The organism is Labrys neptuniae (assembly GCF_040797145.1).
Taxonomy (GTDB): Bacteria; Pseudomonadota; Alphaproteobacteria; order Rhizobiales; family Labraceae; genus Labrys; species Labrys neptuniae.
In genome coordinates this window covers 71,607-90,265 of record NZ_JBFNQD010000016.1, presented here as the reverse complement: position 1 = coordinate 90,265, position 18,659 = coordinate 71,607, and the positions used below count along the sequence as shown (strand labels likewise).

Genomic DNA, 18,659 nt, shown 5'->3' with positions numbered 1-18,659 from the left:
TAAATTGCTTTTGAAAAGAAACGGGCCGTATTTTGTTCGTGAATTGTTCTTGTTTCTAGCGCGCACCAAGGTATGATCGCGCATTCCTTCCTTTCGGAGAGATTGCGCAATGCCTACCTTCAGCCGCGCTGGCCTCGCCCTGATAGCGCTGATTGCCCTGCAAACCGGGCCCGTCCTGGCCGAGACGACGCCCTGCAAGCCGTTCAAATGGTCGCTGACGCGCGAACAGGGCTGGTTCCAGGCTTCGCCGCCCGCACTGGCTTCGGGCGCTGCGCTGGCCAAGGTGGACGGGGCCGCCGACCTGCAGCTCAGCCCGGTGGCGGATCTCAAATTTCCCGTCACGACCGGGCGCAAGCCGGCGACGGGCACCTATGGGGCGTTGCTGACCCTGCCGCCGATCGAAAAGGCAGGCCTCTATCAGGTCACGCTTTCGGATGAGGGCTGGATCGATGTCGTCCAGGCCGGGGCCACGGTGAAATATTCGGCGGCGACCGGCCAGAAAGCCTGCACGGGCCTGCGCAAGAGCGTGCGCTTCAATCTGGCACCGGGCCCGGTTTCGTTGCAGATCAGCGGCGTGAAGGCACAGACCATCAAGCTCGCCGTGGCGCCGGCCGAGTAGCTGCCGGGGGGCGCTGCCCATCCCGTATGGTCGCCCGCTGGACCGGACAGGTCCGGTCGAATGCCGACCGTGCCTCGAGGATGGCGGCGCGGTTGGCGAAGGCCCATTGGCCGAGGGCGTTCACCGGCATGCGCAGCGAATGGCCAAGTTCGGTGAGCTCATAGTCGACGCGCGGCGGAATGCTGGGCGTCACGCTGCGGCTGATGAGGCCGTCGCGTTCCAGCCCTCGCAGCGTGAGCGTCAGCATGCGCTGCGAGATGCCGTCGATCCGGCGCTTGATCTCGCTGAAACGCAAAGGCCCCTGGCTCAGTGCCATCACGATCAGGATGCTCCATTTGTCACCGATACGGGACAGGATCTCGGTGACCGGCCGGCAGCTCTCGGTCAGGTTGTCCTTGTCCTCGTTCAGGCCGGTTACACCCATGTCACCTACGGCCATGAATGTGCCTCCTTGTGCCTCACATGCCTGTACCATATTTAGCCTCAGTTACGTTTTGTAACCAGAAAATTTCAACCTGGAGAACTCCGGGACGCTTCGTTCCCGGTGAGGCGCGACACCTATGGAACTCGGCCTGTACACCTTCGCGGAAACCACCGCGGATCCCGCCACCGGCACCGTCATCAGTGCTCAGGAGCGCATTGCCAATCTGATGGAGGAGGTCGAGCTTGCCGACCAGATCGGCCTCGACGTCTTCGGCATCGGCGAGCATCACCGTCCCGACTTCGCCGCTTCCACCCCCGCCGTACTGCTGGCGGCGGCGGCCATGCGCACCAAGCGCATCCGCCTCACCAGCGCCGTCACTGTGCTCAGCTCGGACGATCCGGTGCGCGTGTTCCAGGAATTCTCGACCGTGGACCTTCTGTCGGGCGGGCGGGCCGAGATCCTGGCGGGGCGGGGCTCCTTCATCGAGTCCTTCCCGCTGTTCGGCTACGACCTCAAGGATTACGACAGCCTGTTCGCCGAGAAGCTGGACCTGCTCTTGAAGATCCGCGAGCAGACCACGCTGAGCTGGCAGGGCGAGCATCGTGCGTCGCTCGACCGCCAGAGCATCTATCCGCGTCCGGTCCAGCAGCCTTTGCCGGTCTGGGTCGGCGTTGGCGGCAATCCCCAATCGGTGATCCGCGCCGGCACGCTCGGTCTGCCGATGGCGCTTGCCATCATCGGCGGGGAGCCGGCGCGTTTCAAGCCGCTGGTCGATCTCTATCGCGAGGCGGCGCGCCGGGCTGGGCATGATCCGGCCAGGTTGCCGGTCAGCATCAATTCGCATGGCTATATCGGCGAGGACGGCGACAGGGCGGCGGACGAGATCTTCCCCTATTATGTCGATGTCATGGGCCGCATCGGCCGCGAACGCGGCTGGTCGCCGCTGAGCCGGGCGCAGTTCGAAGCCTCGCGCGCCCCGCAAGGGTCCGATTTCGTCGGCGATCCCAGTGCCGTGATCGACAAGATCCTGGCCGAGCATGAATTGTTCCGGCACCAGCGCTTCCTGATCAAGTTCTCCATGGGCAGTATTCCCCATGCCAAGATGATGAAATCGATCGAGCTCTTCGGCACCGTGGTTGCCCCGGCTGTCCGGAAGGCGCTGGCTCCCGTACCGGCATGAGGCGGCATGAAGCAACACTTTTGCCTGAAAATAGACAAAAGTGTTGCTTTGCTGGCAATGGCGCCTAAGCTGAGCCTGCACAAGTGGGAAAGGCGCAGCCATGACACGTCGCTATCTGATCGGCCTCGACTATGGCACGGAATCGGCGCGTGGCGTGCTCGTCGATGTCGAGAGCGGCAAGCAGGTCGCCAGCCACGCGGTGCCCTATCGCCATGGCGTGATGACCCGCCTGCCCGAGGGACCGGCCTTGCCGCCGCTCTGGGCGCTCCAGAACGCCGACGATTATATCGAGGCGGCCCAGGCCATCCTGTCGGCCCTCGGCCGGGACAGGCAAGTCGAAGGCATCGGCCTCGGCTTCACCGCCAGTTCGCCGCTGCCGGCCACGGCGGAGGGCGTGCCGCTCTCGCGCCTCCACCCGCAGGAGCCGCACGCCTATGTGAAATTGTGGAAGCATGGTGCCGCCCAGGCCCAGGCCGAGGCCATCAATGCGCGGGGCGGGGCCTTCCTCGATAATTTCGGCGGCAAGCTCTCGGCCGAGTGGCTGCTGGCCAAGGCGGCGCAACTGGCGCAGGAGGCGCCGCGACTGTGGCAGGAGACGGGGCGTTTCATCGAGGCGGGTGACTGGCTCGTCTGGCAATTGACCGGGCGTGAGACACGCAGCCTCGGCTTTGCCGCCTACAAGGCGCAATATGCCGATGGGGCGGGCTATCCCGATGGCATCGTCGAGGGTCTGGCCGACCGCCTGAGGCCGCCCCGGCGCGCCGGCAGCTCGGCGGGGGGCCTGTCGGCCGCCTGGCGTGAGCGTACCGGCATTCGCGGGCAGGCGGCCGTTGCCGTGGCGGTGATCGATTCCCATGTCGTGCTGCCGGCGGTCGGCGGCGTCAGCGATGGCTGCCTCGTCGGAGCTCTCGGCACCTCCGCCGTCTATCTGATGCTCGGCCGCGAATTCCGGCCCTTGCCCCAGGGCATCGAGGGCGTGGCCTTCGATGGGTCGATGCGTGACCTATGGTGCTATGAATCGGGCCAGGCCGGCTTTGGCGATACGCTCGCCTGGTTCGTCAAGACCTTCCCGCGCGCTGGGGATGCGGCTGAAAATTTCAGGCTCTACAATGAAGAGGCGGCTGGTCTTGCACCGGGCGCCAACCATCTCCTGGCACTCGACTGGTGGAGCGGCAACCGCGTGCCTCTGGCCGATTCCGGCCTGAGCGGCCTGCTCCTCGGCTTGACCACGGGCACGACGGCGGCTGGCATCTACAGGGCTCTGCTGGAGTCGCTCGCCTATGGTGCGCGCAGCATCCAGGATCTCTTCATCGCCGGAGGCTTTCCCATCGACCGCCTGATCCTGTCGAGCGGCCTTGCCCGTAACAATCCCCTGCTGGTGCAGATCATGGCCGATGTCTTCGCGCGCGCGGTCGAGGTGCCCGAAATCGACAATCCCACCGCGGTGGGTGCCGCCATCCATGGCGCCATCGCGGCCGGGGTCGTCGCCGATTATCCCGATGGCGGCGCGAGGTTCGGCGCCCGGGCGTTCAGGACCTATCGGCCGGACGCCCGGGCCGCATCCGTCTATGCCGATCTCTATCGCAGCTACGCCGCCCTGGCAGGTGATGCTTCGCTGCGAACGGCCATGCATGCGCTCAACCGGATCGGTAATATCCAACAGCTCCCTTAGCGGCGGCGCCGTTATGCCTGAAAACAGGCAAAATATATTTGCAATCATTCAGCGATGATGCATTAATCCGCTTCCTGCGATGGAAAGGCCATCGTCGAGAAGAGAGCGCCAAGCTCCATTCAAAAATCTGGGAGGATTTCATGTCAGCGCTCCGCCTGAGCCGCATCTTCACGTCCACTGCCCTCGCCACCACGGCCGCCCTCGGCTTTGCCGTGTTTTCGTCCCTCGCCGTGGCCGACAAGGCCCAGGCGGCAGGCGAAGTGATCGTCGGCCTGGTCACCAAGACCGAGGTCAATCCCTATTTCGTCAAGCTGCGCCAGGCCGCCGAGGCCGAAGCCAAGAAGAAGGGCCTCAAGCTGATCGCCCGCTTCGGCAAGTTCGACGGCGACAATGAAGGCCAGGTCGCGGCGATCGAGGACCTGATCTCTGCCGGCGCCAAGGGCATCCTGGTGACGCCCAACAATTCGACCGGCATGCTCGGCATCATCAAGAAGGCACGCGACTCCGGCATCCTGGTGATCGCGCTCGACACGGCGACCGATCCGGCCGATGCGGTCGACGCTACCTACGCCACCGACAATTTCGAGGCCGGCGTCAAGCAGGGCACCTATGCCAAGAAGGCCATGGGCGACAAGAAGCCGGTGCTCGCCATGCTCGACGGCACGCCGGGTGGCACGGTCGATACCTTCCGCCACAACGGCTACCTGCAGGGCTTCGGCATCAAGGAGGGCGACCCGGTCATCGCCGGCTCCGCCATCACCAATGGCGCGCAGGACAAGGGCCAGACCGGCATGGAGAACCTCCTGTCGAAGAATGGCGACATCAATGTCGTCTACACCATCAACGAGCCGGCCGCGGCCGGCGGCTATGCGGCACTGAAATCCTTCGGCAAGGCCAAGGCGGTGATGCTGACCTCGATCGACGGCAGCTGCCAGGGCGTGAAGGACGTCAAGTCCGGCAAGGTCGCCGCCACTGTGATGCAGTTCCCCTACAAGATGGCAGTCGCCGGCGTCGATGCGGTTGCCGAATATGCCAAGACCGGCAAGAAGCCGACCGGCTTCATCAACACCGGCTCGGAGCTGATCACCGACAAGCCGATGGCGGGTCTCGACTCCAAGGACACCGCCTGGGGCCTCAAGAATTGCTGGGGCGGCGAATAAGCCTGACCAGCATTTCCTCCAGATTGGGCGGGCCGGTTTCCTGACCGGCCCGTCAGCCATATCGTCGAGGACTGCATGAGCACGACCACGGTTCCCGCACCTGAAGAGAAGCGCAGCCTGCTGGCACGCATCTTCGCGGTGCCTTCGGCAGGGCCCTTCCTGGTATTGGCGCTGTTCTGCGTCATCTTCGCCAGCATCAACGAGCGTTTCCTTGCCCTGCAGAACATCTCGCTGATCCTGCAGCAGACCGTGGTGGTCGGCACGCTGGCGATCGGCCAGACCCTGATCATCCTGACCGCGGGCATCGACCTCGCCGTCGGGGCGATCTGCGTGCTCGGCACCATCATCGCCGGCAAGATGGCGGCGCTCGGCTATGATCCCGTGCTGTCCATGGGCGTGGCGATCGTGCTCTGCACCCTGTCGGGCACCGTGGCCGGCGGCCTGATCAGCGGGCTGAAGCTGCCGCCCTTCATCGTCACGCTCGGCACGCTCGGCATCATCACGGCTGCCCTGCGCCTGATCTCCGCCGGCGGTGCCTTTCCGGTCGATGACGAATTCCTGAGCTGGACCGGCAATGGCGAACTCATCGGCGGCTTCGTGGTCACCTATGGCGTCCTCGCCATGCTGCTGCTCTATGCCTTGGTCTGGTATCTGCTGAACCAGACCAAATGGGGCCGTCACGTCTATGCCATCGGCAACAATCCCGAGGCGGCGCGGCTGGTCGGCATTCCCGTCAGGCGGCATCTGCTTTCGGTCTACGTGCTCGCCGGCCTGCTCTATGGCATCGCCGCCTGGCTGGCGCTCGGCCGCATTCCCAATGCCGATCCCAATTCGCTGCAGACGGCCAATCTCGACTCGATCACCGCCGTGGTGATCGGCGGTACCTCGCTGTTCGGCGGCCGCGGCGGCCTCGTCGGCACGCTGATCGGCGCGCTGATCGTGGGCGTGCTGCGCAACGGTCTGACGCTCGCCGGCATCGATCCGCTCTGGCAGGACTTGATCACGGGCATCTTGGTGATCGTGGCGGTGGCCTTCGACCAGCTTTCGCGCGGGAGGCGCTGATGACCGCATCCGCTTCTTCCGAGGTCATCCTCGAGGCCCGCAACGTCATCAAGCGCTATGGCCATGTCACGGCGTTGGACGGGGTGGATTTCGAGCTGCGCAAAGGTGAGATTCTCGCTGTCGTCGGCGACAACGGCGCCGGCAAGAGCTCCCTGATCAAGGCACTGACCGGAGCCCTCAAGCCGGACAGCGGCGAAATCCTGCTCGATGGCCAGCCCGTGCATTTCAAGGGGCCGCTCGATGCCCGCCATCGCGGCATCGAGACGGTCTACCAGGATCTTGCGGTGGCACCCGCCCTCGACATTTCCTCGAACCTCTTCCTCGGGCGCGAATTGCGCATGCCCGGCGTGCTCGGCAGCGTGTTCCGTCGCCTGGACAAGGCGCGCATGCGCGAGGAAGCGCGCAAGGCCATGGCGGAACTGAAATTCCGGCTGCCGTCGATCCACAATGCGGTGGAGGCCCTCTCGGGCGGCCAGCGCCAGGGCGTGGCGGTGGCGAGAGCCGCCCTGTTCGCCAAGAAGCTGGCGATCATGGACGAGCCGACGGCGGCGCTCGGCGTGCGCGAGACCGGCCAGGTGCTGGAACTGATCCGCACCATCCGTGACCGTGGTCTGCCCGTCGTGCTGATCAGCCACAACATGCCCAATGTGTTCGAGCTCGCCGACCGTATCCACATCATGCGACTGGGCCGCCGGGCCGCCGTGGTAAGTCCCAAGACCCATTCGATGGCCGACGTGGTGGCCATCATGACCGGCGCGGCCAAGGTCGAGGATTTCGAAAAGCGCGGTCAGGGGTGATGCCATCAAAGAGGTGCTTCCGGATCGTACGTCGTGGTCGGAACTTGTCGCCTGTCTTGGCCTGAGACGGGGCGGAGCAAGGAACGATTTGTCTTCTCCACTGCGCGGTTATCCGCTGCACACATCTCAGTATTGCCAGTACAAGGCGCCGGCATCCGTCCCCGAAGTTGGGAACGGATGCCGGCGCCTTTTCTTACCAACGTGGCATGTGTGCCGGCGTGGATGAAACTATTGGATAAGCTGCCCGTCGAGCGTTGCCGCCCCGCCCAGTCAGCGCCGACGTCCCCATACCAAGGTATGGTCTTCACACACCAAGGCACGGTTGACCCCGCTTTGGGGCAATGACAGAAGGGCTCTGTATCCGCGGTGCCCGACACCTTGGATAACACCCGAACAATCAGCTGTGGAAGCACATGGACAACGATCGCAGTAGCCGTCCGGCTTCGGCTCCCAGCCGTCGCCGGAGGGGTGCGCCATCGATCTGGAACGCCGGCGGTCTCGCGCGCCGGGCTATGACCGGCCGGCCTTAAGTCCGCGCCGTCTTGCCTCGCGGGTCTGGCCAAAGGCGGCCCGACGAGGTGAAACATGAACAACGTCATTCCGTTCCGCGGCCGTGTCACGGCCGTCACGCCGCCTGTTCGCGGCGTCGTCATCCTTGCCTTCCCGGCCAAGGCCCGTACAACCACGCCCGGCGCATCGCTCACGCCATCGGATGCCTCTTTCCGGTCTGATCGGATGGAACGACAACCCGGCACGATCCGCGGTTGTCTCCGGGCAGCCTGGCACCTGAACCCGGACACGGGTCGGCTCGAATGCCGCTGGCGCCTGTCCGACGCCGGTGAAGAGACGGACGCTTTCTACCCTCCTTGTTCGAAATGCGCCGGAACGGCCGTCGGCTCGCGCTGAGTGTCTCTCGGTGCGGGCCCTGCAAGAGCTCGCCTTTTTCCCAGCATCCTGCCTTTTCCGACCTTGCCCTCCACGAGGTTCGCCATGGTTTTCCTGCCCCATGACCGTTCCGGTCAGCGCTCCGTCGCGGCTTTCGCCCGCGGGCGCCTCCTGCCCAATCTTTACGATCTGATTGCCTGCGGGCTGGTGATCGCGCTCATTGCTCTGGTGCTGCATGGCGCTGCCGCGATGCGGACACCGCTCGACGCCCTCTCAGGGGCCCCGGTCTCGCTCGATCCGGCCCGCCTGCCGGAATATGCGCTGCGCACCACGCTGCGCATGTTTGCCGCCATCATCGCCTCGCTGGTCTTTACCTTCGTGGTGGCCACGCTCGCGGCCAAGAGCCGGCGGGCTGAGCTGATCATCATCCCGGCCCTCGACATCCTGCAGTCGGTTCCGGTGCTCGGCTTCCTGACCTTCACCGTCACCTTCTTCATGGGCCTGTTTCCCGGCAGCCAGCTCGGAGCGGAATGCGCCTCGATCTTCGCGATCTTCACCAGCCAGGCCTGGAACATGGCCTTTTCCTTCTACCAGTCCCTGCGCACGGTGCCTGGAGACCTGGACGAGGTCAGCCGCGGCTTCAGACTGTCCGGCTGGCAGCGCTTCTGGCGCCTGGAGGCGCCGTTCGCGGCGCCGGGCCTGATCTGGAACACCATGATGTCCATGTCCGGCGGCTGGTTCTTCGTGGTCGCCTCCGAGGCGATCACGGTGGGCAATACCACCGTGCAGCTTCCCGGCATCGGCTCCTTCCTGGCGCTCGCCATCGACCAGAAGAACTTCGTCGCAGTCGGCTGGGCCGTGGCGGCGATGGGCATCCTGATCGTGCTCTACGATCAGCTCCTGTTCCGGCCGGTGGTCGCCTGGGCCGACAAGTTCCGCGTCGAGCAGACGGCCAGCCAGCAAAGGCCGCGCTCCTGGGTCTACGACCTCATCCGCCATACCAGGCTGATGAAGCGGCTGATCGCGCCGCTGGCCTGGATCTGGCAGCGCCTGATGCTGGTGCGTATCGGACGATCGGGCAAGGCATCCTTTCGGCCCGGACGGGCGACCTCGCCTTTGATCGATCGCCTCTGGCTTGGCTTGGTGCTCGCTGTCACGGCCTGGGGGATCTTCGTGGCGATCGCCTATATGCGCCAGAGCCTGTCCTGGAGCGACGCGTTCGAAGCGCTGGGCGGCGGCCTCGCGACGCTATTGCGCGTCATCGTCCTCATCGCGGTGGCAAGCCTGATCTGGGTGCCGATCGGCGTGCTGATCGGCCTGCGCCCGGCCCTGGCCGAGCGGGTTCAGCCCCTGGCCCAGTTTCTGGCCGCCTTCCCGGCGAACGTGCTGTTTCCCTTTGCCGTCATCGCCATCGTCGCGACGGGGGCAAGTCCCGACATCTGGCTGTCGCCCCTGATGGTGCTGGGGACGCAGTGGTACATCCTGTTCAACGTCATTGCCGGTGCCAGCGCCTTTCCCACCGATCTCAAGGAAGCGGCTTCGATCTACCAGATCCGGTCCTGGACCTGGTGGCGCCGGGTGATCCTGCCGGGGATCTTTCCCTATTACGTGACCGGTGCCCTCACGGCTTCGGGCGGCTCCTGGAACGCCAGCATCGTCGCCGAACTCGTGAGCTGGGGAAATACCAGGCTCGAGGCCCACGGCCTCGGCTCCTACATCGCCAGGGCGACGGAGGCGGGAGACTTTCCGCGCGTCGTGCTCGGCATCGCCGTGATGTCGCTCTTCGTCACCTTGTTCAACCGCCTGCTGTGGCGCCCGCTCTATGTGTTCGCGGAACGCCGCCTGCGCCTCGACTGATCGCCCGGAGATCTCGCCATGAACGCTCCCGTCACCATGAATGCCCCCGTCACCATCAAGGATGCCCCGCTGGTGTCCGTCCTCGGCGTGCGCCAGACCTATGATAAGGGCGGGTCGAGCCCGCTGGTCGTGCTCGACAGGGTCGATCTCACGCTGCGGGCCGGCGAAATCGTCGGCCTGCTCGGCCGCTCCGGCTCCGGCAAGTCGACTCTGCTCCGCGCGATCGCCGGCCTGATCCGGCCCAGCGAAGGCAGTGTCTCCTTCCAGGGCGAGCCCGTCAGCGGCACCCGCAGCGGCATTTCGCTGGTGTTCCAGAGCTTTGCCCTGTTTCCCTGGCTTACCGTGCAGCAGAATGTCGAGCTCGGGCTCGAGGCGCAGGGTGTCCTGCCGGCAGAACGCCGCAAGCGGGCCCTGGCCGCGATCGACCTCATCGGGCTCGACGGCTATGAGAACGCCTATCCCAAGGAACTGTCGGGCGGCATGCGCCAGCGCGTCGGCCTGGCCCGCGCTCTGGTGGTGCATCCCAAGCTCCTCTTGATGGATGAACCCTTCTCGGCCCTCGACGTGCTCACCGCCGAGACCCTGCGCACGGACCTGCTCGATCTGTGGTGCGAAGGCCGCATGCCGATCGAGGCGATCCTGATGGTCACCCACAATATCGAGGAGGCGGTGCTGATGTGCGACCGCATCCTGATCTTCGGCTCCAATCCGGGCCGGGTGATCGGAGAAGTCCGCGTCGACCTGCCACAGCCGCGCAACCGGCTCGATCCTGCCTTCCGGGCCCTGGTGGAGGACATCTACGCCCGCATGACCGCACGTCCTGGTTCGGCGCCGGCGCGGGACGGCCTCTTCCCCGGCACGGGCATCGCCATGGTGCTGCCCAAGGTTTCCTCCAACGAACTCGCCGGCCTGATCGAGGCGGTGGCGGCGGCTCCCTATCACGGCAAGGCCGACCTGCCGCCCTTGGCTGCCGGCCTGCATCTCGAGATCGACGAACTCTTCCCGGTAGCCGAGACCTTGCAGCTGCTGCGTTTTGCCGAGCTGGAGGGCGGCGACATCCGCCTTACCGCGGCGGGGAAGCGCTTCGCCGAAAGTGAGGTGGACGAGCGCAAACGCCAGTTTGCACAGCAATTGGCGACCTATGTGCCGCTGGCGGCCCATATTCGCCGCATCCTCGACGAAAGGCCGAGCCATCAGGCGCCGGCCCGCCGCTTTCGCGACGAGCTGGAGGACCACATGTCGGAGGACTATGCGGCCGGTACCGTACGGTCCGTGATCAGCCTCGCCCGCTACGCCGAATATTTCGCCTATGACGAGGCGGCGGATCTCTTCACGCTGGAGAACCCGAGCTGAACGCCTCGAGCGCTTGGTGATCGTCGATATCGTGGTCGTGCTCCCGCCACCAGCGCCGGCGGGAGCCTTGCCATCCTTCATGGCGAAGGCAGGTGAAACATGCTCCGGGACAATCAAGAACTCGCGCGGACCATCATCGCGCTGCAGAAGGCGGGCGGCTGGGTCGAAAACAGGGCATCGTTGCTCGCCATCGGCCTCGTCCTGTCGGGCGCCGACGGCCTGTCCTGGCTCACGCGCCGCCTTTTCCTTCGCAGGCAATTGCTGCCGCCGGAGACGCAAGGCTTGCTTCGCATGGCCGCAGGCCTCAACAAGGTGGGCGTGGTGCTGTTGCGCCGACATCTGCGGCGGTATTCCCGCCATCGCGCCTGAGGGACGCGCTCGCAGGCCTGGCGTGGATGGCGGCAAGGATGTGGGACAGCCCTTCCATGACGGGGAACGCAGTTGGTGAAACGCGAACGCCTGGGATCGACCATCGACCTGCCGCTGCTGTGGCTCGCCATGGCCGGGCTGGCCTTGCTCATTTTCGTGGCGGACACCGTCACCGATCTGGAAATCGCCGTCGCCGTGCTGCATGTCGTCGTGGTGCTGATCTCGGTGTGGACGGGGCGACCGCGGATCGTACTGATCGTCGGATTGGCCTGCAGCCTCCTGACCGTGCTCAGCTTCTTCATGACGGTGAGGGGCGATACCGAGGCGGGTATCGCCAACAGCTCCCTCAGCCTGGTGGCTATCGGCGCGACCACCTATCTTGCCATCCGGATCGAGCTTGCCGATCTCGCCGTGCGCCGTGCCGAGGCCGACCTTGCCCGTATCTCGCGCATCACCATGCTGGGCGAGCTCACCGCCTCCATTGCTCATGAGGTCAGTCAGCCCCTGGCCGCCATCGGTGCCAGCAGCAATGCCGCGCTGCGCTGGCTTTCCGCCTCGCCGCCCAATCAGGACGAGGCTCGGCATGCCCTCAATCGGATCGTGGAAGCCGCCGAACGGGCTGGCGAAGTGGTGGAGCGGGTGCGCCGCCTGGTGCGCCGCGCCCCGCCCTCGCGCGAACCCGTCGACATGGTCGAAGTGATCGACGAGACACTGGCCCTGATGCGGGGCAAGCTGCGTGCGAATGCCATCCTGCTGCGGACCGAATTGCTGCATGGCCTGCTGCCGGTGATGGGCGATCGGGTTCAATTGCAGCAGGTCCTGCTCAACCTCGTCGCCAATGCCGTCGAGGCGGCGGTGGAAACGAAACAGGGAAACCGGGAGATAACGGTCAACACCTCAGCCGACGACAGGGAGGTCACCATTGCCGTCACCGATACCGGCCCTGGCCTGTCGCCACAGGCGATAGAGCATGTCTTCGATCCCTTTTTTACCACCAAGGAGGACGGTATGGGCATTGGATTGGCCATCAGCCGTTCCATCGTCGAGGCGCATGGCGGGAGTATAGAGGCCCGGGCCGCTATGCCGCATGGCAGCATTTTTCGCTTCACGCTGCCGCTGGCGCGAGAGCGCGGACGCAAGGATTAGACCCATGTCGGAAGAAATCGCGACCGTCTATGTGGTGGATGACGATCCCATGGTCAGGGATGGGCTGGACAGCTTGCTGAGATCGGTCGGCTATCGCGTCCGCTGCTTCGCCTCGCCCCGCGAGTTCATGCAGTATCGGCGCTCGGAGGGAGCGTCCTGCCTGGTGCTCGACGTGCGCATGCCGGGACAGAGCGGGCTCGACTTCCAGACCGAACTGGCCGGCGCAGGAGATGCCATTCCGATCGTCTTCCTCACCGGCCATGGCGACGTGCCGATGTCGGTGCGGGCCATCAAGGCCGGAGCCATGGAATTCCTGCTCAAACCCTTCCGCGAGCAGGATCTTCTCGATGCCGTGGCGGCGTGCCTGGAAAAAAGCCGCGCGGAGAGTGTCGAGACGGCCCTGGGGGAGGATCTGCGCAACCGCTACGCCGCCCTGTCACCGCGCCAGCAGGAGGTGATGGCGCTGGTGGTGCAGGGGCTTCTCAACAAACAGACGGCCGCCGAACTGGAACTGAGCGAGATCACCGTGAAGATCCATCGCGGCCAGGTCATGCGCAAGATGCAGGCCAATACGCTGGCCGATCTCATCCGCATGGCGGACCGCCTCGGGCTGCCCGCCAAGCCGGCAGGGCGGGGATAGCGACGGCGATGTCGCCAAAGCGCTTGACGGGCCTTGCGGCTCAGCCCCATATCCGGGCCGAGATGATTGCTGAAAAACCCGCCCTCACCATTCTGCTCTGCTCGCCTCGCGGTTTCTGCGCCGGGGTCGTCAGGGCGATCGACGCCGTCGAGCAGGCCTTGAAGATCTATGGCCCGCCGGTCTATGTGCGCCATGAGATCGTGCACAACAAATATGTGGTCGAGAATCTCAAGTCGAAGGGCGCGATCTTCGTCGAGGAGCTCGACGAGGTGCCCGAGACGCGTGCGCCGGTGATCTTTTCGGCCCATGGCGTTGCCAAATCGGTGCCGTCAGCCGCCGCAAGCCGCAATCTGTTTGCCATCGACGCAACCTGCCCGCTGGTGACCAAGGTGCATCGTGAGGCCGAGATCCACCACAAGCGCGGGCGCGAGATCGTGCTGGTCGGGCATCGGGGTCATCCCGAGGTCATCGGCACGATGGGGCAGCTGCCGGACGGCGCCGTCAGCCTGATCGAGACGGTTGCCGATGTCGCCGCTTTCACGCCGTCCAATCCGGATGCGCTTGCCTATGTGACGCAGACCACGTTGTCGGTCGACGATACGCGCGACATCGTTGAGGCGCTGAAGGTCCGTTTCCCCTCGATCGTCGGGCCCCACAAGGAAGACATCTGCTACGCCACCACCAATCGCCAGGAAGCGGTCAAGGCGGTGGCGCCGCGGGTGGAGGCCTTCATCGTGGTCGGTGCGCCGAACTCCTCCAATTCGCAGCGCCTGCGCGAAGTGGCCGAGCGCTCGGGCTGCCTCATCTCGGAACTGGTGCAGCGCGCCTCCGATATCGACTGGAACCGGTTCGGTGCATTGAAGTCCCTGGGTGTCGCGGCCGGCGCCTCTGCGCCGGAAATCCTGGTCGAGGAAATCCTCGACGCCTTTGCGGAGCGCTATGCCATCACCGTGGAGACGGTCTCGACCGCCGATGAAAGCGTGTTCTTCCCGCTGCCCAAGGATCTGAGGGAGAACGACATGCGCAAAATTGCAGAAGATGTTGCCCGCTGATGGCTGTTTACACCGAAGTCAATGACGAGGATCTCGCCTGTTTCGTCGCCGAATACGATATCGGTGGGGTACTGGCCTGCAAGGGCATCGCCGAGGGCGTCGAGAACACCAATTACATCCTGCGCACCGAAAAGGGCGCCTATATCCTCACCCTCTATGAAAAGCGGGTGAGGCGGGACGACCTGCCCTTCTTCATGGCCCTGATGGAGCATCTTTCCGCAAGCGGCGTGACCTGCCCGACCCCGATCCGGCGGCGGAACGGCAAGGTGCTGGGGGAACTCGCCGGACGGCCTGCCGCCCTGATCAGCTTCCTGGAAGGCGTCTGGATCAAGAAACCGAATGTCGAGCATTGCGGTGCCGTCGGCCGCGCGCTCGCCGCCATGCACAATGCCACGCTGGGCTTTCCGATGGAGCGGCCCAACGCCTTGTCTCTCGCCGGCTGGGAGACGCTCTACAGTCAGGCGGATGGCCGGGCCGACAGCGTGCAGGCCGGGCTCGATGCCGCCATCGCCGAGGAACTCGCCTTTCATCGCGCCCATTGGCCGCAAGGCTTGCCGACGGGCGTCATCCACGCCGACCTCTTCCCCGACAATGTCTTCTTCCTGAACGGGCGGCTTTCGGGCCTGATCGATTTCTATTTCGCCTGCACCGACATTCTCGCCTATGACGTCGCGATCTGCCTGAATGCCTGGTGCTTCGAGCCCGACCACGCCTACAACGCGACCAAGGGCAGGGCGCTCCTGGCAGGCTATCGCGCCGTCAGGCCGCTCTCGGACGCCGAGATGGCAGCCATGCCGGTGCTCGCCCGGGGCTCGGCGCTGCGCTTCATGCTGACGCGCCTGGTCGACTGGCTCAACGTGCCGCCCGGCGCCCTGGTGAAGCCGAAGGATCCGCTGGAATATTGGAAGAAGCTGCGCTTCCACCAGCGCGTCGCCAGCCCGGCCGAATACGGGTTCGACCTATGACGACCAAGAAGGTGACGCTCTATACCGATGGTGCCTGCTCGGGCAATCCGGGCCCCGGCGGCTGGGGCGCCATCTTGATGTTCGGCGAGCACCGCAAGACGATGTGCGGCGGCGCCCTGGAGACCACCAACAACCGTATGGAGCTGCAGGCGGCGATCGAGGGGCTGGAAGCTTTGACGCGCGGCTGTGCTGTCGACCTGCATACGGACAGCCAATATGTCAAGAACGGCATCACCGGCTGGATCCATGGCTGGAAGCGCAATGGCTGGCGCACCGCCGACAAGAAGCCGGTGAAGAACGAGGACCTTTGGCGCCGCCTCGACGCGGCGCTGGAGCGCCACGACGTCGAGTTCCACTGGGTAAAGGGCCATGCCGGCCACCCGCTCAACGAGGAGGCCGACCGGCTGGCGCGCGAGGGCATGGCGCCCTATCAGCAGGAAAAGCGGGACAGGGCGGCGACGCTGTCTTAAGGCCAATGCTGTCGCAAAATCCAGCAACGCCGCGATTTACTTACTCAATGAGCTCGAAGCCGCCTTCTCCTTCATAGGGGTTAATACCCGAGAAGAACCACTGGGCTAGATCATCCAAGCTTGTGCAGGCTTTCTCGTAATAGTCTTGCGTATAGGGTTTCGGAAAGTTCGGATGATTGACCCAGCTGCGGACGAACGACTGAGTATACCAGAACCCTTCTGCCATCCATCGATCAAAGGCCTGTGTGCTTTGATGCTCGTTGCAGCATGCCTGCATTGCTGAAACCAGACGGCCGAACGCTTGCCGGTCCCAATACAAATCGCTGCGCAGCTGTAGCAGAAAAGACCCTTCGCCAGCTTCGAATTCGTGCTGCAATGTTTGAAGATAGCCTTCCGACACGTGAACTCCGTGGACCGACCAAGCCCAGCGATGACTTTTGTGTCTGACCCGGCGTCGTCGCCGAAGCCAGAAATTTTGCGCCCACGCTTATCCCATCGAGACTAGTTTTGGTACGCCAGTGACGTCGCAATGGACCGTGAAAAAGTCGACACCTTGATCCTGGGTCTCCTCATCCGCATTGAAGACCAAATCCGTGGCACCACCATCGTAGTGGACGATTTCCGATAAAGAGAGAGTTCCCATCTCGCTTGGCTCGACCTCCATCCCCTCCGCCAGTAAACGCCTTGCTGCAGGCAATGCATTGTCGAGCCGGACCAACGCGTGATCGAGACCTGGCAACATGGTCTGGAGATGTTTCTCGCTTACGGCATGGACGGCCAGGAAGATCTCCTGATCGTGATACAGGAAACGTCCTTCGTAATTGAAGAGAGGAGCATAGGGCCCATCAGATGCCTCGAGCGAACCTGCCACCCTACTCGTTCCGTTGCCGGTTGCCTTGCCGGGATGAAGGTAGGCGAAAATGCGGTCGAGATCGCCAGGGCTGCGTTGCACTGCGTGGGTAGGCAACAGATAGGAACGAATCTGATGAAATCCGCGCCAGGTGGCCGAAACGGACCGTCCATCCTGCGATTGAAGAGTGAAAACCTCACCCTCGAAATGGGCGTCGATGACAGTGAAGGTTTGCGGCAAAGGCACCGTTTCCAAACCGCCACCCCTCCCGGGGTACCAGCCCAGATAGATTCCTGCGTCTCCGTTCTCGCGTGACAGGACGACGATGGCTGCTTCCTTGGCCCATAGCCTCAGGAGCGAAGCCGATGCCCGTAACCGCTCCTCAGCAGATTTGTCGCCTTTGACAGTTTGCTGGATGAGAGTGCAGAGCTGAGCGTGGGTCATAAATACCTGCATTTATAAGGAGGTTATCAAAGAATGCTCCGACATCGCGCATTGATGGTTGTGGCTCGAACTCTGAACGAGGCCGAGGGATAAGACTTGACCAAGAGGAAAAGCTGTTGCGCATAAGGGGAAACGAGAATTCCCCTTTCCTACCAGCGTTGGCCGTCGTGAAATCTCGATTTTGACGACGCCCGTATTTTGGGACTACAGGCCGACTGGCCCAGTTCCATCCTCCGATGAAACTGGGAAGACCAGCCCTCCTAATCAGAGCGCCTTGAGCAGCGTGTCGGCGCCGGAAATGTCGAGCTTGCCGCCATCGTCGAGGTTGAGGACCTTCACGACGCCATCTTCCACCAGCATGGCATAGCGCTGCGAGCGCACGCCCAGGCCCGCTGCGACGCGATCGAGCTCCATGCCGATCGCCTTGGCGAAATCGCCGCTGCCATCGGCGAGGAATTCGATCTTGCCCAGGCCGCCCGTGGCCTTGGCCCAGGCCTGCATGACGAAGGCGTCGTTGACGGCCGTCACGGCCACCGTGTCCACGCCCTTGGCCTTGAAGGCATCGTAATGTTCCAGATAGCCCGGCAGATGGTTGCGGTGGCAGGTGGGGGTGAAGGCGCCGGGAACGGCGAACAGCACCACCTTCTTGCCGCCGAAGACGTCGGCCGTGCTCTTGGGTTCGGGCATGTCCTGCGTCACCGCGCGGAACGTCACATCGGGGAGTTTGTCGCCGGGCTTGATCGTCACTGATATCTCCATTGGTGACGCCATGGCGAACGCTGCCCTGTCACCCCTTGCGCCTGTGCGCGATCGGGATGGCCGGTCAGTAGCCATGACGAGAGTCTACGGCAACCGATATAGGCTTTCGACGCCGGCCTCGCCAGTCGAGAGCGTGAAGCGCAGTTCGTTTCCGGCGAGGGTCGCGCCTTTGGGCAGTCCCTCGAGCGGCAGCACGAAGCGCTGGGGATTGGCCTTGTCCGCCTTGTCGGCCGGTTCCGGCATCGGCAGGTACCATTTCATCGGCCCTTCGACGAACAGCGCGGAGGCGGAGGGGGTGCTGACATCGATGGTCAGGCGAGCCGGATTGGTCGCGGTGTCCAGGCGGATCTGCTTGATGGCGAGGGGAGCCGTGGCGCCGATCTCTTGCGATACCGGTACTTTCTTCAGGGCCTGTGCGATCTCGGCGCTGCCTTCCCCTCCCGTCACCGCGCCCGGGGAGAGGACGACGTCGGCGCTGCCCTTGGCCGGGACGCAGATCGTCTTGCAGGCGGCATAGTCGAGGCCGAGTGCCAGCTTGACGGGCTTGGACGGATCGATCGCGCTGATCTTGAGGGGCAGCACGACCTGATCGTGATAGACGGCCGACGATGCGCCCTCCTGGTCGTAGCGGCTCGGCGCCGGCCAGAGCACCGTCACTTCGCGCAGATTCTCCGACTTGGACCAGTCGAAAGTCGGGGGAATGCCGGCATCGCCCGGATTGCGCCAATAGGTCTTCCAGCCCGGCGCGAGCTGGATCTCCAGGCCTGCCAGGCCTTCCGGATGTGCCTGGCCGGCAAGCAGCTGGATGACGGCGTGCGGGTCCGCCTGATTTGGATCGGACTGGCTGGGGGAGCCGGCCAGGGCCGGCAGGGCACACAAGGCGAGGCACCCGGCGAGTATGGCAAGGACAGGACGGCTGGACATTCGGATAGCTTGCGGCTCCAAACAAGGGTCT

20 protein-coding genes are annotated in these 18,659 nt (G+C 64.3%); 15 read left to right on the top strand and 5 right to left on the bottom strand.

Translation table 11 applies throughout. The annotated features are described in order from the left end of the window. The first annotated feature begins 109 nt into the window (after nt 1-109). Nucleotides 110-619, top strand: coding sequence for a hypothetical protein (locus ABXS05_RS29270; RefSeq protein WP_149251843.1), 510 nt, complete (start codon nt 110-112; stop codon nt 617-619). Here the strand turns inward: ABXS05_RS29270 and ABXS05_RS29265 are convergent. Continuing rightward, complete coding sequence (locus ABXS05_RS29265) at nt 591-1,058, bottom strand: winged helix-turn-helix transcriptional regulator (RefSeq protein WP_367626303.1); 468 nt, start codon at nt 1,056-1,058, stop codon at nt 591-593. The two genes, ABXS05_RS29270 and ABXS05_RS29265, sit on opposite strands and share 29 nt — an antisense overlap. Before the next feature lie 121 nt (nt 1,059-1,179). Between ABXS05_RS29265 and ABXS05_RS29260 the strand changes: the two genes are divergently transcribed. From ABXS05_RS29260 to rnhA, 14 genes are all read left to right on the top strand, one after another. Then, nucleotides 1,180-2,223 carry an LLM class flavin-dependent oxidoreductase gene (locus ABXS05_RS29260; protein ID WP_367626302.1) on the top strand — a complete coding sequence of 348 codons (1,044 nt, stop codon included), beginning with the start codon at nt 1,180-1,182 and terminating at the stop codon, nt 2,221-2,223. 100 nt (nt 2,224-2,323) lie between these two features. Further along, the gene (locus ABXS05_RS29255; protein WP_367626301.1) at nt 2,324-3,895 is read left to right on the top strand and encodes an FGGY-family carbohydrate kinase; all 1,572 of its coding nucleotides are present in this window, start codon (nt 2,324-2,326) and stop codon (nt 3,893-3,895) included. 140 nt (nt 3,896-4,035) lie between these two features. Continuing rightward, complete coding sequence (locus ABXS05_RS29250) at nt 4,036-5,055, top strand: substrate-binding domain-containing protein (RefSeq protein WP_367626300.1); 1,020 nt, start codon at nt 4,036-4,038, stop codon at nt 5,053-5,055. A gap of 75 nt (nt 5,056-5,130) precedes the next feature. Continuing rightward, nucleotides 5,131-6,117 carry an ABC transporter permease gene (locus tag ABXS05_RS29245; protein ID WP_068291578.1) on the top strand — a complete coding sequence of 329 codons (987 nt, stop codon included), beginning with the start codon at nt 5,131-5,133 and terminating at the stop codon, nt 6,115-6,117. Then, nucleotides 6,117-6,914: an ATP-binding cassette domain-containing protein gene (locus ABXS05_RS29240; RefSeq protein WP_367626299.1), complete on the top strand. Its 798-nt coding sequence runs from the start codon at nt 6,117-6,119 to the stop codon at nt 6,912-6,914. The genes ABXS05_RS29245 and ABXS05_RS29240 overlap by 1 nt, the downstream gene beginning before the upstream one ends. A 585-nt stretch (nt 6,915-7,499) precedes the next feature. After that, nucleotides 7,500-7,820: a hypothetical protein gene (locus ABXS05_RS29235; protein WP_367626298.1), complete on the top strand. Its 321-nt coding sequence runs from the start codon at nt 7,500-7,502 to the stop codon at nt 7,818-7,820. Nucleotides 7,821-7,904: 84 nt separating this feature from the next. Next, entirely contained in the window at nt 7,905-9,656 is a 1,752-nt protein-coding gene (locus ABXS05_RS29230; protein WP_367626297.1) for an ABC transporter permease, read from the top strand. Between the two features lie 18 nt (nt 9,657-9,674). Continuing rightward, nucleotides 9,675-11,009 carry an ABC transporter ATP-binding protein gene (locus ABXS05_RS29225; protein WP_376717742.1) on the top strand — a complete coding sequence of 445 codons (1,335 nt, stop codon included), beginning with the start codon at nt 9,675-9,677 and terminating at the stop codon, nt 11,007-11,009. Between the two features lie 99 nt (nt 11,010-11,108). Next, nucleotides 11,109-11,378, top strand: a complete 270-nt coding sequence (locus tag ABXS05_RS29220; RefSeq protein WP_367626296.1) for a hypothetical protein — start codon at nt 11,109-11,111, stop codon at nt 11,376-11,378. A gap of 75 nt (nt 11,379-11,453) precedes the next feature. Next, nucleotides 11,454-12,524, top strand: a complete 1,071-nt coding sequence (locus ABXS05_RS29215) for a sensor histidine kinase (RefSeq protein WP_367626295.1) — start codon at nt 11,454-11,456, stop codon at nt 12,522-12,524. Nucleotides 12,525-12,528: 4 nt separating this feature from the next. Beyond that, entirely contained in the window at nt 12,529-13,164 is a 636-nt protein-coding gene (locus ABXS05_RS29210; RefSeq protein ID WP_311941424.1) for a response regulator transcription factor, read from the top strand. Nucleotides 13,165-13,226: 62 nt separating this feature from the next. Further along, complete coding sequence (gene ispH / locus ABXS05_RS29205; protein WP_367626325.1) at nt 13,227-14,216, top strand: 4-hydroxy-3-methylbut-2-enyl diphosphate reductase; 990 nt, start codon at nt 13,227-13,229, stop codon at nt 14,214-14,216. Further along, nucleotides 14,216-15,181 (top strand): homoserine kinase, encoded by a 966-nt coding sequence (locus tag ABXS05_RS29200; protein ID WP_367626294.1) that lies wholly within the window; start codon nt 14,216-14,218, stop codon nt 15,179-15,181. Before ispH ends, ABXS05_RS29200 begins: the two co-directional genes overlap by 1 nt. Continuing rightward, on the top strand, nt 15,178-15,651 hold the full coding sequence (gene rnhA, locus ABXS05_RS29195; protein ID WP_367626293.1) for a ribonuclease HI: 474 nt from the start codon (nt 15,178-15,180) through the stop codon (nt 15,649-15,651). Before ABXS05_RS29200 ends, rnhA begins: the two co-directional genes overlap by 4 nt. Before the next feature lie 40 nt (nt 15,652-15,691). Here rnhA and ABXS05_RS29190 read toward each other — a convergent pair whose 3' ends face one another. From ABXS05_RS29190 to ABXS05_RS29175, 4 genes are all read right to left on the bottom strand, one after another. After that, nucleotides 15,692-16,051, bottom strand: coding sequence for a hypothetical protein (locus ABXS05_RS29190; protein ID WP_311941416.1), 360 nt, complete (start codon nt 16,049-16,051; stop codon nt 15,692-15,694). A gap of 87 nt (nt 16,052-16,138) precedes the next feature. Then, nucleotides 16,139-16,945: a hypothetical protein gene (locus ABXS05_RS29185; protein WP_367626292.1), complete on the bottom strand. Its 807-nt coding sequence runs from the start codon at nt 16,943-16,945 to the stop codon at nt 16,139-16,141. A gap of 264 nt (nt 16,946-17,209) precedes the next feature. Beyond that, nucleotides 17,210-17,692: a peroxiredoxin gene (locus tag ABXS05_RS29180; protein ID WP_311941411.1), complete on the bottom strand. Its 483-nt coding sequence runs from the start codon at nt 17,690-17,692 to the stop codon at nt 17,210-17,212. A 96-nt stretch (nt 17,693-17,788) separates the two neighbouring features. Continuing rightward, nucleotides 17,789-18,628 (bottom strand): protein-disulfide reductase DsbD domain-containing protein, encoded by an 840-nt coding sequence (locus ABXS05_RS29175; protein ID WP_367626291.1) that lies wholly within the window; start codon nt 18,626-18,628, stop codon nt 17,789-17,791. Nucleotides 18,629-18,659 lie beyond the last annotated feature (31 nt).

What these genes read in the sequence shown, in the direction of transcription:
- ABXS05_RS29220 (WP_367626296.1), top strand. Translation starts at nt 11,109, where the DNA reads ATGCTCCGGGACAATCAAGAACTCGCGCGGACCATCATCGCGCTGCAG.
- ispH (WP_367626325.1), top strand. Translation starts at nt 13,227, where the DNA reads ATGATTGCTGAAAAACCCGCCCTCACCATTCTGCTCTGCTCGCCTCGC.
- ABXS05_RS29235 (WP_367626298.1), top strand. Translation starts at nt 7,500, where the DNA reads ATGAACAACGTCATTCCGTTCCGCGGCCGTGTCACGGCCGTCACGCCG.
- ABXS05_RS29255 (WP_367626301.1), top strand. Translation starts at nt 2,324, where the DNA reads ATGACACGTCGCTATCTGATCGGCCTCGACTATGGCACGGAATCGGCG.
- ABXS05_RS29260 (WP_367626302.1), top strand. Translation starts at nt 1,180, where the DNA reads ATGGAACTCGGCCTGTACACCTTCGCGGAAACCACCGCGGATCCCGCC.
- ABXS05_RS29240 (WP_367626299.1), top strand. Translation starts at nt 6,117, where the DNA reads ATGACCGCATCCGCTTCTTCCGAGGTCATCCTCGAGGCCCGCAACGTC.
- ABXS05_RS29200 (WP_367626294.1), top strand. Translation starts at nt 14,216, where the DNA reads ATGGCTGTTTACACCGAAGTCAATGACGAGGATCTCGCCTGTTTCGTC.
- ABXS05_RS29210 (WP_311941424.1), top strand. Translation starts at nt 12,529, where the DNA reads ATGTCGGAAGAAATCGCGACCGTCTATGTGGTGGATGACGATCCCATG.
- ABXS05_RS29175 (WP_367626291.1), bottom strand. Translation starts at nt 18,628, where the DNA reads ATGTCCAGCCGTCCTGTCCTTGCCATACTCGCCGGGTGCCTCGCCTTG.
- ABXS05_RS29265 (WP_367626303.1), bottom strand. Translation starts at nt 1,058, where the DNA reads ATGGCCGTAGGTGACATGGGTGTAACCGGCCTGAACGAGGACAAGGAC.
- rnhA (WP_367626293.1), top strand. Translation starts at nt 15,178, where the DNA reads ATGACGACCAAGAAGGTGACGCTCTATACCGATGGTGCCTGCTCGGGC.
- ABXS05_RS29245 (WP_068291578.1), top strand. Translation starts at nt 5,131, where the DNA reads ATGAGCACGACCACGGTTCCCGCACCTGAAGAGAAGCGCAGCCTGCTG.
- ABXS05_RS29270 (WP_149251843.1), top strand. Translation starts at nt 110, where the DNA reads ATGCCTACCTTCAGCCGCGCTGGCCTCGCCCTGATAGCGCTGATTGCC.
- ABXS05_RS29225 (WP_376717742.1), top strand. Translation starts at nt 9,675, where the DNA reads ATGAACGCTCCCGTCACCATGAATGCCCCCGTCACCATCAAGGATGCC.
- ABXS05_RS29250 (WP_367626300.1), top strand. Translation starts at nt 4,036, where the DNA reads ATGTCAGCGCTCCGCCTGAGCCGCATCTTCACGTCCACTGCCCTCGCC.
- ABXS05_RS29230 (WP_367626297.1), top strand. Translation starts at nt 7,905, where the DNA reads ATGGTTTTCCTGCCCCATGACCGTTCCGGTCAGCGCTCCGTCGCGGCT.
- ABXS05_RS29185 (WP_367626292.1), bottom strand. Translation starts at nt 16,945, where the DNA reads ATGACCCACGCTCAGCTCTGCACTCTCATCCAGCAAACTGTCAAAGGC.